The sequence below is a fragment of the Sinorhizobium sp. CCBAU 05631 genome (assembly GCF_002288505.1).
GTDB lineage: Bacteria > Pseudomonadota > Alphaproteobacteria > Rhizobiales > Rhizobiaceae > Sinorhizobium > Sinorhizobium fredii_C.
The window spans coordinates 189489-202574 of record NZ_CP023064.1 but is presented as its reverse complement, the minus strand read 5'-3'; the positions used below and the strand labels follow the sequence as shown (position 1 = coordinate 202574).

The following is a 13086-nucleotide window of genomic DNA, read 5'->3' as shown; positions in this document are numbered from 1 at the left end:
AGGTGCTGCGGAGTGAAGGGAGACTGACTATGGAAAACGAGGACAAGAACCTGTCGAGCCCGACCGCCGGAGCGTCCGCTTCGAAAGGCTGGGGTCGCCGCGCCGCGATCGGCGGCCTCGCCGCCTTCGGCGTTGTCGGCGCGGTCGGATTTGCTGCCGCACGCAGCGATGATTTCGGTTTCGGCATGGGCCGGTTCGGAATGGGCGGCCACATCATGCACGCGCATATGGGAGGCGGCTTTATGGAACAGCGGATCGGCTCCACGCTCGACGAACTCGACACGACACCCCAGCAGGAAGACAAGCTCTGGGACATCATCGACAATGCCCGGACCGAGATCAGGCCGACTTTCCGGGACTTCCGGGAGACGCGCGAGCAGGTTATCGAACTCATCGGTGCGGCGACCGTCGACCGCGCCGCCGCCGAGAAACTGCGCAGCGAGCGCATTGCCGCGATCGACGCGGCTTCGCGCAAAATGACGACTGCGCTCCTCGAAGCCGCCGAAGTGCTGACGCCGGAGCAGCGCGCCAAGCTTGCTGCGCATTTGAAGGAGCGCAGGGGCCGCGGCCCGTGGTAAGACCAACGAGCGATTGAACGGAACGGAAGCGATGGCGGAACGGGTCTTGATTGTTGACGACGACACGCGCCTCTCCGCCATGCTTGCCGACTATCTCTCCGGAAACGGCTACACCGTCCACACCGCTGCGACGGCCACGGTGGGACTGACCGACCTTGGCCGCCGTGCGCCGGACGCAGTAATCCTCGACGTCATGCTGCCGGACTTTGACGGCTTCGAAACCTGCCGGCGCATGCGCGCGGTTTCCGACGTCCCCATCCTCATGCTGACGGCCAAGGGCGAAGAGACGGATCGTATCGTCGGCCTGGAGCTCGGAGCCGACGACTATCTGCCCAAGCCCTTCAACCCCCGCGAGCTGCTCGCCCGGTTGAAGGCCATCCTGCGCCGCCGCAACGGCAGCGCGCCGGTTTCGCGGACCTTGCGCTTCGGGCGGCTGGAGATCGATCCGGGCTCCCGCTCGGTCCGGATCGACGGCCGCGAATGCGGCCTCACCAGCTACCAGTTCGACCTGCTTGTGGCGCTTGCCGAAAATGCCGGCCGCACGCTGTCGCGCGAGCAACTGATGGACGCCGTGAAAGGCGAGGAGCTGGAAGCCTTCGACCGTTCCATCGACGTCCATGTCTCACGCATCAGGGCGGCCATCGAGAGCGATCCCAAGCATCCGCGACGCATCGTCACCGTGCGCGGCGCCGGCTATGTCTTCGCCCGCTTCCAGGACGACGAGAGATAAAGCATGTCGCCCAAAAATGTGCCGCGGTTCGGGATAACGACATGCGTCCAGACAGAGACCTAGAGCGATGCGCAGCCGGCTGTTCCTGAAAATTTACCTGACGTTGCTGGCGAGCCTTGCGGCGGTCGCCGTCGCCAGCGCCGCCTTCGTGTGGCTCGGACAGGGCGAAGAGGATGTGAGCTGGCAGAGCCAGCGCGCGCGCTTCGTTGCAGCACTCATCCCGTCGGACATGGACCGGCAGTCGGTTGAGGCGACGTTGAAGCGGTTTTCCCGGGCTTTCGACGCCGACCTTGCGGTCTATGATCGAAACGGCAGGCTGATCGCCGGCGCCGGCCGGCCGCTCCCGCGCGACATTCTCGAGCGGCGCTGGCGCCACGACAGAGGCGACGTTCACACCATGGTGACCGAGTTGCCCGACGGTCGCACCGTGGCCGCGCGCATGGCACGGCCTTTCCGGCCGGCCGGCCGCAATCCGCTCGCCTATCTGGCGCTGATCGCTGGCGTCATCGGCCTTGCCGCCTATCCGGTGGTGCGTCACCTGACGCGACGGCTTGAGCGGCTGCGCGAAGGCGTCGATGCCTGGGGGCGGGGCGATTTTGTCGCCCGCGTGCCGGCGAATGGCCGCGACGAAGTGGCGGCGGTGGCGAAGAGCTTCAATAAAGCCGCCGATCACGTCGAACGGCTGATCAAGTCGCACCGCGCTCTTCTCGCCAATGCCAGCCACGAATTGCGGTCGCCGCTTGCCCGGCTGCGCGTGGCGATCGACCTCTACGAGCAGGCACCGGACGACAACCGCAAGGAGGAGATCGTCCGCAACCTTGCCGAGCTGGACACGCTGGTCGAGGAGATCCTGCTGGCGAGCAGGCTCGACCATGTCGAGCGACTCGATGCGCCCGAGCCCGTCGACCTCCTGGCCCTGGTCTCGGAAGAAGGGGCGCGCAACGGCGTCGATGTCTCCGGCACGCCCGCGACCGTCACAGGCGATGCGCGCCTGCTCGGCAGGTTGGTGCGCAATCTCATGCAGAACGCGCTCCGCCACGGCGGCCCGCCAGTCTCGGCCACCGTCGCGCAAGCCGACAGAAAGGTGGAGCTCAGGGTCCGCGACCACGGCCCGGGCATACCGGATAGCGAGGGCGCCCGCGTTTTCGAGCCGTTCTACCGCCCCTCGGGACGCAGTGAGGCCGCGGGCGGCTGGGGCCTGGGGCTGGCGCTTGTGCGCCAGATCGCCGAGCGCCACGGCGGCGCCGTCCGCTATGATTCCCCGGCGGGCGGCGGCGCCTGCTTCATCGTAACGCTTCCCGCGCATCGGGACGCCCGGGCCCGAAGTGCTTCGCGCGCCGGACGCGCCGCGCCGTAGAGGCTCTCAGCGGCTGATCGTTGCCTGGAGCGCGTCGATGGAGGACCGGATGCCTGCCTCCGTGGACATGGTGAAATCCTCCATCTCGAGGCTTACCCAGCCGTTGTAGCCGCACATGCGGACGACCGAGAAGAACTCCTTCCACCATTGCAGATCACGGCCGGCGCCGACGGCGACGTAGTTCCAGCTGCGGTTGGCGACGTCGGTGACCTCCTTCAATTCCAGAAGGCCGTTCACATCGGCAAGCCCCCGCTCGATACGGGTGTCCTTGCCGTGGCAATGGTGAATGGCGTTGCCGAGTGCGCGGGCCGATGCGATCGGATCGGCGCCCATCCACATCAGATGCGACGGGTCGAGGTTCATGCCGACCGTCGGGCCGACCTCGTTGCGCAGGCGGAAGAGAGTCTCGGGATTCCAGACCAGCATGGCCGAGAAGTTTTCGAGGGCGTATTTCTCGACGCCGGTCTCCTTGGCGAGCTTCACCAGATCGTGCCAGAGCGGGAAAGCGCGCTCTTCCCACTGGTAGCGATCGCGCTCCGGCATCTCGTCGGGCCAGCTCTTGGTGTAGACGAGCCAGTTCGGCACCACGTCGCCGGGCGCCGCTTCCGGCAGGCCGGACATGGTCACGACGGTCTCGACGCCGATCTCGCCTGCGAGGCGGATCGTCTGCTCCATCTCCTTGCGGTGGCGCTTGCCCATGGCACCCGGATCGAGCGGGTTGGCCGAGCAGTTGAGGGCCGCGATTTTGAGGCCGCGCGCCTCGATCTCCTTGAGCTTCGTCCTCAAGAGCGCCTTGTCGGCCAGGAGTTCGTCGGCCCGGAAATGCGGCGCGCGGGACCAACCGCCGCCGGTCATCTCGATGCCTTCGACACCGAGTTTGACGCATTTGTCGAGCATATCGGTGAAGGAGAGCTCTCCCATCACATCGGTGCAGATCGAAAGTTTCATTTTGTCTCTATCCAAAAAAAGGGGGGCGCCGGAAAGCGCCCCAGGTGGTGGAGATCAGTGAAAGTCAATCCAGGCCGAACCTGCATCCGCCGAACGGACGCAGTTCTCCAGCCAGCGGACACCTTCGGTGCCGGCCTTGATGCCCGGATAGTGGTGCGTCTTCAGGAAGGCTTCGTCGCCGCGCTTCTTCGCGTCGATCGCTTGCGCGATCCACAGGTAGATGTTCGACCAGCTGTCGCCGAGGCCTTCGGTATGCAGCGCCCCCATGCGGTCGACCGCAAGGCTTTCTTCCTCGAGATAAGGCATGCCGTGATGGAGCGTGCGGTTCGGCTCGCCCTGGACTTCGTAGATCAGCTGATCGGGGTGGCTGTCGCTCCATTCGACGGAGGCCTTGGAGCCGACGAAACGGTAGCGCTGCGACCCCATGTTGCCGGCGTTGACCGACGAAACCCAGAGATGGCCGCGAGCGCCATTGTCATAGTGCATGAGAACGGTCGCGTGGTCTTCGAGCGGCGCACGGGTCGGGATGAACGCCTTGCGGTCGCAGAGCAGCTTGTCGATCTTCAGATGCGGCAGGACGATCTCGGAGAGGTAATAGAGATGCGTGCCGATGTCACCGAGAACGAAGGTGGGGCCGGCGGTCTTCGGGTTCGTGCGCCACTTCACGGCCTCGCCGGCGCCGACGTCGTCGCCCGAGTTGAAGCCGTGGGTATATTGCATATCGACGATGCGGATATCGCCGAGCATGCCCTTCTTGACCATGGCGGCCATCTGGTGAACCAGCGGGTGGCCGGTGAAGCCGTAGGTCACACCGACGATCAGGCCCTTTTCCGCGGCAAGCCTTTCGACCTCCTCGCATTCGGCCACGGTGAAGAACAACGGCTTTTCGCAGATGACGTGAAGGCCGGCCTCGAGGCAGGCCTTGGTGATCTCGTAATGGGTGAAATTCGGCGTGGCGATCGAGACGACCTCGACGCCGTCTTCGCGTGCCGTCTCCCTGACGATCAATTCCTTGTAGTCGGCATAGCAGCGGTCCGCCTCGACGCCGAGTCTCACGCCGAAATCACGGCCGCGTTCGGCGTCGAGATCGAAGGCGCCGGCGACCAGCCGATAGGTGCCGTCACGCAGCGCCCCGGTGCGATGCTTGTAGCCCACCTGGCCGGTGCGGCCGCCACCGACCATACCCCAGCGGAGCGGCCGTTCGATAAGTCTTTCGCCATTCAGCATTTTCGAACCTTTCAGGAATGTTGTCTTCTTGACCGTCGGGCGTGACCGGAACGTCGGTTACCGGGGCGCCTCCAATGTCGTGCGATAGAGGGAATGGCGGTCGCGCATGCGGACCGGCTCGAGTGCGCCGCTCTCCACTGCCTTCAGCGCCGCATCGGCGACCACCGTCGCGGCATAGCCGTCCCAGGTGGAGGGCCCGGTCGCCGTCCCCCGCGCCGCAGCGGCAACCCACTCGCGGAACTCCTGGTCATAGGCTTCGATGAACCGCTCGCGCCAATCGGCGGATACCAACTGGCGCACGCCATGGATGTCGCGGATGACGGTCGCCGGACGGAGCGGCAGGCTTGCGGTGCCCTCCTCGCAGCTAACCTCGCCGCGGATGTCATAGCCGTAGGCGATGTTGACCGAGATCTCGACATCGACCAGCACACCGGAGCCCATGTGCAGAAGCACCACCACCGGATCGCGCAGGTCCCTGCCACGGCGCGAGCGGCGCGGCACGCGAACCTCGACCCCCGTCACCTCGTCGTTCAGAAGCCAGCGCGAAATGTCGGCGTCATGGACGAGCGTGTCGTTAAGCGGCATGTCCGAGGTATAGAGCCCCTCGGGAACCGCGGCATTGCGGTGGGTCGAATGGAACATCAGCGGCGCGCCGAGAATGCCGGAATCCAGCGTCGCCTTGAGGCGGCGATAGTCGGCGTCGAAGCGGCGCATGAATCCCACCTGCACCAGGCGTCGGCCGAACGCCACCTCGGCCTCCATGACCCTCAGCGCTGCGGCCACGGTCGTGACCAGCGGCTTTTCGCAGAAGACGGGCTTGCCGGCGGCGATGCAGTCGAGAAGCTGCTCCTCGTGGGCGGGGCCCCAGGAGCAGATGACCACCGCCTCGACCGTCTCGGAGCGGATGAGGTCGCCCGCCATGGCAAAGACCGCCGCCCCCTCCGGCGCGACAGCGGCAGCGCGAGCCCCGTCGATATCGCTCACCGCGACGACTTCGACGGCCGAGAGGACCCGGGTCAGGCGGCGGATGTGGTCCTGACCGATCATGCCCGTGCCGATGACACCGACTTTGAGGGTCATTTCGCCCCCCAGTACTTATCGATGTAGCGCTGCATTTCGGCGCGCATGAATGTGCCGGAATGATCCGCCTTGTCTTCCCAGGCAAAGACGCAGGCGGTCATGATGCCGTCGAAGCCCACTTCGGCGAGGGTGGCGAAGAAATCGTCCCAGGGAACCTCGCCCTGGCCGATGTTCAAGTGCTGATGGACGCGGGCCTGCGTGCCCGGAGGGTTGAGAATGTAGCGCAGGCCCGAAGAGGCCTTGTGGTTGAACGTGTCGCCGACGTGGACGTGCGCGAGCACGTCTCTAGCCTCGCGCAGCATCGTCTTGGTGTCGTCGCCGAAGTAAAAGGTGTGCGGTGCGCAGTAGAGAAATTTGACGTTCTTCGAATTGACCGTGCGAATGATGTCGAGAGCGGGCTGCAGCGTCTCGCACCAGTCTTCCGGATGGGGCTCGACGTGAAGCATGATGCCCTCGCGCTCGAAGACCGGGACGAGCTCTTCCATCGATCGCCACCAGGCGTCTTCGCAGGCTTCGATCATCGAGCCGGTGTGGCAGCAGTAGCACGAGCCCTTGTCGGGATGCGGGCCTCGGCCGAATTCCGAGTTCATCGTGTCCACGCCGAGTTCGACGGCGATCTCGATGGCCCGCTTCCAATGCTTCACCGCCGCCTGACGCTCGGTCTCGTCATTGGAGGCCCAGCGATACATGGGCAGCAGCGAGGCAATGCCGACCTCGGCGTCGGAGAGCGCCTTCTTGAACGACTTCAAACGGTCAGGGAAGACGCGCGGCGTCTTGAACCATTCGAGGAAATCGCCGCGAGGCGAAAGCTCGATCCAATCGTAACCGAGTTCCTTGACCTTGCTGGGCAACTCCTCAAGCGAGAGATGGCGATGCATAAAGGGGTCGATTGCTATCTTCATTTTGACCTCCAGATTTCGGACGCAAGTCTCCCTCCTTCGACTGCGGTCCGTTCAGGCGCTGTCGAAGCTGCGGGTATTGCGCAAGTTTGTTTGTGGTGCCGTCAGCGATTACTGGGCTGGCGGCGGTTGATGTCCCTCATGACTTGCCATGTAGGTTTCGATTTGAGCCTCGAGGTCCGCCATCGTTTCCCCGCCTGCCATCAGGTCGGTAATCTCCTCACGGGTCTTCTCGCCCCTGCGGAAATCGGCGGCGATTGCCCCGCGGATGAGCACGGCGAAATGATCGCCCACCGCCATCGCATGCATGACTTGGTGGGTGATAAAAACCACTGCCAGGCCCCGCCGCTTCGCCTCGTTGACGATCCTGAGCACATGAGCCGCCTGTTTCACGCCGAGAGCGGCTGTCGGTTCGTCGAGGATCAGCACGCGGGCGCCGAAATGCACGGCACGGGCAATTGCAAGCGACTGGCGTTCGCCGCCTGAAAGCCCCCCGACAAGACGATCGCCATCGTCGATGCGGGTGATCCCGAAGTCCTGCACGGCCTTGACGGCAATCTCGTTCGCCGTCTTGCGGTCATAGACCTTGAACGGCCCCCAGCCCTTGGTCGGTTCGACACCGACGAAGAAGGAACGGCCGATCGACATCAGCGGAAAGGTGCCGCCGAATTGATGTACGGTCGAGATGCCCTTTTCCTGCGCATCGCGCGGCCCGCTGAACTCGACCGGGTTGCCGTCCATCAGGATCGTGCCGCGCGTCGGTTTGTGCACCCCCGCAAGCGTCTTGATGAGCGTCGACTTGCCGGCGCCATTGTCGCCGAGCAGGCAGAGCACCTCGCCCGCACGGACCCTGAGCGAGATGTTGTGAAGCACGTCGATAGGACCAAAGCTCTTGTCGACATTTTGAAGTTCAAGGATCGGAGTATTGTCTGACATGGTTGGACGCTCACTTCTTTTTCTTCGGCACGAAGCTGAGTGCCATTCGCCGGAACGTGTTGTTCATCAGAACCGCGGCCATCAGCATCACGCCGATGATGAGGTTTGACCAGTTGCGGTCGATGTCGGTGAAATAGATGCCCTGGTTGACGACAGCGAAGGTCAGCGCGCCGAGGAAGATGCCGGCGACCGAACCGAAGCCGCCGGTGAGCAGCACGCCACCCACCACGATCGAGACAATCGTGTTGAAGATATAGTTCATGCCGCCCGAGACCTGCGCGGAGTTGAACAGGATCGCCCCGCACATGCCGACGAAGGAAGCCGCCGTGCTCGACAGAACAAAGAGAGCAATCTTCAGCCGCTTGGTCGGGATCCCGGCGTTGCGGGCGCTGACTTCGTCTCCTCCCATCGCGAAGATCCAGTTGCCGTAGCGCGTCGCGTGCACCACGAAGCCGAAGATCACCGTGACGACAAGCCACCACAGGATGATGACCTGGAACTTGCCGAGGATGAGCTGGCCGAAGACCATCTTGGCCCAGGCCGGCGCATCGAGCGGAACCGAGGCGGCCCCGGTCAGGATGACCGATCCCGCCAGGACGAGACCCTGCACCGCGACCAGCGTGCCCAGCGTGATGATCAGCGAGGGCACGCTCGTGCGCACCGCCAGGAAACCGTTCGCCAGTCCGACCAGCACGCCGAAGGCGAGCGCACCGAGCATGCCGATTACGATCGGCAGGTCGTAATAGCCCGACAGAATGGCGATCGACATCGACCCCGCCGGGATCATCGCGCCGATCGAGATGTCAAGCTCCCCAGCGATCATCAGAAGGCCGACCGGCAAGGCGACGATGCCGAGATTGGCCGCGAAATTGACCCAGCTTGCAGCGCCGAAGAGCGATCCCAGGCTGACGCCACCGAAAGCCACATAGAAGGCGATCACCGCGACGAAGCTCAACACGGCCCCGAACTCCGGGCGGCGTACGAATTGTCCTATGGAAAAGGCGTTCATCTCCCGGCCCTCATTTCTTCTTCTTCGCTGCGTAGGACATCGCCATCAGCCGGAACCTGTCGTTCATCATCACAGCGAGCAGCAGCAGCGCGCCGATGATGACGCTGCCGAGGTTCGGGTCGATCCCGGTGAAATAGACGCCCTGGTTCACGATCGCGAAGGTGAGCGTACCGAAGACAATGCCCACCACCGACCCGGCGCCTCCGGTCAGAAGCACGCCGCCAATGACCACGCACATGATCGAATTGAAGATGAACGACTGCCCCGCGAGCACCTGCGCACTTTGATAGACGAACACCTGGCTGACGCCGACGAAGGCGGCACAGAAGCCCGACAGCATGTAGAGCGCGATCGTCAGTCTGGCCGTCGGAATGCCGGCATTGCGGGCCGAGACCTTGTCGCCACCCAAGGCGAAGATCCAGTTGCCGACGGGCGAGATGTGCAGAAGGTAGAAAAACCCCGCCACGAACAGGATCCACCAGAAGATCGTCACCTGAAACATGCCGCCGATGAACTCGCCGAGGACCGCCTTGGCGGTCGGGCTCGGCACGAGCGACACGCCGGTGCTGCCGGCGATGAGCACGGTGAAGCCCAGCGTCAGGCCCATGACGCCGAACATGGAGCCGATGGTGACAATCAAGGATGGCACCCCGGTGCGATTGACGATGAAGCCGTTGAAAAACCCGACGATGACCCCGACGCCCAGACCGGCAGAAATCCCGACACTCTCCGGAAGGCCGTAGTGGCCGGAAATGATGGCGACCGTCAGAGATGCCGCCGGAATAATCGCGCCGATCGAGAGGTCCATTTCCCCCGCGATCATCAACAGGCCTACCGACAGCGCGACGAGACCTATCTCGGCGGCGATGTTGAGCCAGCTTGCATAGCCCGCAGAGGACAGGAAGACGCTGCCGCCGATCATGGCGAAGAAGACGAACACCGCGATCAAGCCCAGGAGCGACCCCGCTTCGGGCCGACGGGAAAGCTGGCCGATGGTCGCCCTGATGTTTTCGCCACCGGAAGGAACGGAGGAGACAGGGAGACTATTTGTCGTGTTCATTTGACACCACCAATGAATCCGAAGACCGGTAAGGATCGACGCTATTGGAAGACTGGAAGCCGCCTCTCTCAAGCGGGCGGCTTCGCGACGTGCGGCCCGAGGCTTATCGGGCGCCGGCCTTCACACCCGCAAGGGTGGCGTCGACATTCGCCTTGTCGATGACGCCGGGACCGGTCAGGATTTCCCGGGTCGGAACCGTGAGGCCATAATTGACCTTGCCGTTCAGGATCGAGACCGCCAGGTAGCCCTGCAGGTAACCCTGCTGGTCGATCGCGCAAAGCTGCGTACCGCTCTTGATGTTGTTCAGGATCGTTTCGTCCATGTTCATGCCACAGACCTGCACCTGGCCCTGCTTGCCGGCCTGCGCCACGCCGTTGACCGCCGAGTTGGTGTCGACATTGCCGATGGCGAACACCGCATTGATGTCCGGGTTTTGCAGCAGATGCGCCTTGAGGGCCTGCGCCACGGCCGTCGCCGAACCGAAGGAGGTCGCGGGTAGCGGCAGTGCCGAGCCGACGCCGCCACCCTCGGTAACCCCATCGATCATGCCCTTGCAGAAGGCTTCGATGTTCGCCGCACCCGGTAGCGTGTTGAGGCAGACCGCGTTCTTCAGGTCATGCGTGGCGAAATAGGTGCCCGCAGCCTTGCCCGACAGGTAATCGTTGGAACCGACATAGTTCATCGCGCCGAGGCGGTCGGCAGCCTCGACGCCGCCGGCGTTATAGATGACCAGCGGAATGCCGGCATCGGTGACCGCCTTGAATGCGGGATCCATCGCCTCCGGCACCCAGTCCGGGCCGACGATCGCATCGGCGCCCTGGTCGATGGCCTGGCGAATAAGTTCCGCCGCGTCGACACCAAGGTTGTCATAGTTCTGCGGCCCGAGCCAGGTTACCGACCCGCCCTGCGCCTCCACGACCTTGCCTGCATCCTCGGCGCCCTTCTTCACGATCGACCAGAACGGATCATCCGGCTTGCCGCCGACGACAAAGATGTTGGCAGCCATAACGGCCGTTGCAGTGCAAGTAATGATCGCTGCAGCCGACACGGTTGCCGCGAGACGGCGAAATCTACTCATCTGATTCTCCTCCCTAGAGCTTGCGATCGCGACGACGCCTCCCAAGACGCCCCCCGTTGTCGCTGGAATGTTTGTACCAAACGGCTCACCGTTGTGGAATAGTCGTTGCAACTTGTGGAGATTTTTGTATCATTTAGTCTCATTCCGATTTGGTGTGAAATATATCATGAAAAAGCGCCCCACCATTGCCGATCTTGCCGGGGCATCCGGCGTCAGCGTGTCGACAATCAACCGGATCCTTGGCGGCTCCGGCTCGGTGCGCGCGGATACGATCGAAAGAGTGCAGAACGCCGCGGAAGAGATCGGATTTTACGGGATAGGCGTCATCGAGGACCGCAAGAGGCGGGCGCTTCCGAGCTACCGCTTCGGTTTCCTCCTGCAGCAATCGAGCCGTGAACTCTATCGGCTGTTCGGCGCCAAGATCGTCGAGGCGGCAGCGAGGCGACAGCATGAGAAGATCGAGCCCCTGGTCGATTTCGTCGATCTTCTCGAGCCCCAGAACATCGCCGATCGCCTGGAAGTGCTCGGCAGGCGCTGCAATGCGGTCGCGATCATCGCCGGCGACCACCCCCTGATCAGCCAGACGATCCAGTCGCTCAAAGCCCGAGGCAAACCCGTGATTGCCTATATCACGGACCAATCCGCGCCGGACAGGGCAGGCTATGTAGGAACCGACAATTGGAAGCTTGGCCGGACTGCAGCCTGGTTTCTTGCACAGACGACCTTTACCCCCGGTCGCGTCGCGGTGTTTATCGGCAACCACCGCTATCAGTGTCAGGACATTTCAGATGCAAGCTTCCGGTCCTATATGCGGGAGCACGCGCCGCATCTGAGGGTGGACGACAGCCGCCCCACGCACGAGGAGCCGCTGGAAGCCTACCGGATCGTGACCGAATTGCTCTCGGGGCTCGATGACCTCAGAGGCATCTATATTGCTGGAGGCGGCATCTCGGGGGTTCTCCGCGCGCTGCGCGAAGCCCCGGATGAAAAGCGAAGCAAGGTCAGGATCGTCTGCCGCGACATCGGCCCCGAAACCCGCAAGGGATTGACCGAGGGTCTCATCACCGCCGCTCTCTGCCATCCCCTTGAGCGGACGTCGGACGAATTGATCGCAACTATGGTCGACTCGTTGGAACATCGCAACAGCACGACGATCCTACAGCGCGTCGTTCCGTTCGAGATTATCACGCCGGAAAGCGTGTAGCCGAAAATAGACCAGATACGGCCGCTGCTGTGCATCCTCGACGGACGTGACGGCGGCGTGCGCTCGTTTCTCACGGCAGCAAGAACCGACGCGCCGACAGGGTAATAAACAGTCAGATGGTAAAGGCGGCGCGGAACGCTTCGAGCGCGGCTTCCGGATCGCCAGCGGCCCAGGCTTCCATGCCAATCGGGCCGGAATAGCCCATGGCATTCAGCGCCTTGGCGATACCGTTCCAGTTGACCTCACCGGTGCCGGGTTCGCAGCGGCCGGGGACATCAGCCACCTGGATCTCGCCGATCCAAGGCAGACACTTGCGGCAGAGTTCGACTAGGTTCCCTTCGCCAATCTGGGCATGGTAGAGATCGAGATTGAGGCGGAGCCGCGGATGATTGACGCTTGAGACCAGCGCCAGCGTCTCTTCGGCGCGCCCGAAGGGCACGCCCGGATGGTCGACCGGCAGGTTGAGGTTCTCGAGCGTGAAGATGGCCCCCTCTTCTTCCGCCATATCCACGATATGGCAGAGCGTGTCACGGGCCCTCAGCCACATCGCGCCGGTGACGACTTCGATCGGCTGGACAGGCAGGCCTCCGTCTCCCAAACCTGTACCATGCAGGTTGAGCCGCTGAACGCCAAGCCGCTTTCCAACCTGCGCGGTCTCGCGCGCCGTTCTGAGGAGTTCTGCTGCACCGTCGTCGTCCGTCAGACGGCCCGTCAGATAGCCGTTCATGATCGTGAAGGTCGCGCCGGTCGCTTCCAGCTTTTTGAGATCGTGCTCCGGCCAGTTCCAGAGGCCAACGCCGAAACCCATTTCTTTCAGGCGCGAGGCGCGCCACTCGATCGGCTTGTCGCGCCAGAGCATTTCCGCGCAGGCCGCCAGCGGGAAGGGAGAGGTCTTGGATGCACTCATTGGTCGTATCCGTTGACGATGATGGCAGTCCGGAAGAGTGGCTATGACGCCGACTTGTGCAAGCCAGCAGAAC

The 13086-nt window shown here is 63.5% G+C and carries 13 protein-coding genes; 4 read left to right on the top strand and 9 right to left on the bottom strand.

Annotated elements, in window-relative coordinates:
• The first annotated feature begins 29 nt into the window (after positions 1–29).
• From SS05631_RS20440 to SS05631_RS20430, 3 genes are all read left to right on the top strand, one after another.
• Positions 30–578, top strand: coding sequence for a Spy/CpxP family protein refolding chaperone (locus SS05631_RS20440; RefSeq protein WP_037424585.1), 549 nt, complete (start codon positions 30–32; stop codon positions 576–578).
• Positions 579–609: 31 nt separating this feature from the next.
• Positions 610–1308: a response regulator transcription factor gene (locus SS05631_RS20435; protein ID WP_037424583.1), complete on the top strand. Its 699-nt coding sequence runs from the start codon at positions 610–612 to the stop codon at positions 1306–1308.
• A gap of 67 nt (positions 1309–1375) precedes the next feature.
• Positions 1376–2665 (top strand): HAMP domain-containing sensor histidine kinase, encoded by a 1290-nt coding sequence (locus SS05631_RS20430; protein ID WP_037424581.1) that lies wholly within the window; start codon positions 1376–1378, stop codon positions 2663–2665.
• 6 nt (positions 2666–2671) lie between these two features.
• Here SS05631_RS20430 and SS05631_RS20425 read toward each other — a convergent pair whose 3' ends face one another.
• The 8 genes from SS05631_RS20425 to SS05631_RS20390 form a co-directional block, all read right to left on the bottom strand.
• A complete protein-coding gene (locus SS05631_RS20425) occupies positions 2672–3613 on the bottom strand; it encodes a sugar phosphate isomerase/epimerase (RefSeq protein ID WP_037424579.1) in 942 nt (313 codons plus the stop codon).
• A 54-nt stretch (positions 3614–3667) separates the two neighbouring features.
• Positions 3668–4840, bottom strand: a complete 1173-nt coding sequence (locus tag SS05631_RS20420) for a Gfo/Idh/MocA family oxidoreductase (protein WP_037424577.1) — start codon at positions 4838–4840, stop codon at positions 3668–3670.
• Between the two features lie 57 nt (positions 4841–4897).
• Positions 4898–5920, bottom strand: a complete 1023-nt coding sequence (locus tag SS05631_RS20415) for a Gfo/Idh/MocA family oxidoreductase (RefSeq protein WP_037424575.1) — start codon at positions 5918–5920, stop codon at positions 4898–4900.
• Positions 5917–6822, bottom strand: a complete 906-nt coding sequence (locus tag SS05631_RS20410; RefSeq protein ID WP_037424573.1) for a sugar phosphate isomerase/epimerase — start codon at positions 6820–6822, stop codon at positions 5917–5919. The genes SS05631_RS20415 and SS05631_RS20410 overlap by 4 nt, the downstream gene beginning before the upstream one ends.
• 108 nt (positions 6823–6930) lie before the next feature.
• A complete protein-coding gene (locus tag SS05631_RS20405; RefSeq protein WP_037424571.1) occupies positions 6931–7755 on the bottom strand; it encodes an ATP-binding cassette domain-containing protein in 825 nt (274 codons plus the stop codon).
• A gap of 10 nt (positions 7756–7765) precedes the next feature.
• Positions 7766–8764, bottom strand: a complete 999-nt coding sequence (locus SS05631_RS20400; RefSeq protein WP_037424569.1) for an ABC transporter permease — start codon at positions 8762–8764, stop codon at positions 7766–7768.
• Positions 8765–8774: 10 nt separating this feature from the next.
• On the bottom strand, positions 8775–9824 hold the full coding sequence (locus tag SS05631_RS20395) for an ABC transporter permease (protein ID WP_083854272.1): 1050 nt from the start codon (positions 9822–9824) through the stop codon (positions 8775–8777).
• 103 nt (positions 9825–9927) lie between these two features.
• Positions 9928–10902, bottom strand: coding sequence for a sugar ABC transporter substrate-binding protein (locus SS05631_RS20390; RefSeq protein WP_172900194.1), 975 nt, complete (start codon positions 10900–10902; stop codon positions 9928–9930).
• 166 nt (positions 10903–11068) lie between these two features.
• On the opposite strand from SS05631_RS20390, the gene SS05631_RS20385 reads away from it, so the two are divergent.
• Positions 11069–12106, top strand: a complete 1038-nt coding sequence (locus SS05631_RS20385; RefSeq protein ID WP_037424565.1) for a LacI family DNA-binding transcriptional regulator — start codon at positions 11069–11071, stop codon at positions 12104–12106.
• Positions 12107–12218: 112 nt separating this feature from the next.
• Here the strand turns inward: SS05631_RS20385 and SS05631_RS20380 are convergent, their stop codons facing one another.
• Positions 12219–13013, bottom strand: coding sequence for a TIM barrel protein (locus tag SS05631_RS20380; protein ID WP_037424563.1), 795 nt, complete (start codon positions 13011–13013; stop codon positions 12219–12221).
• Positions 13014–13086 lie beyond the last annotated feature (73 nt).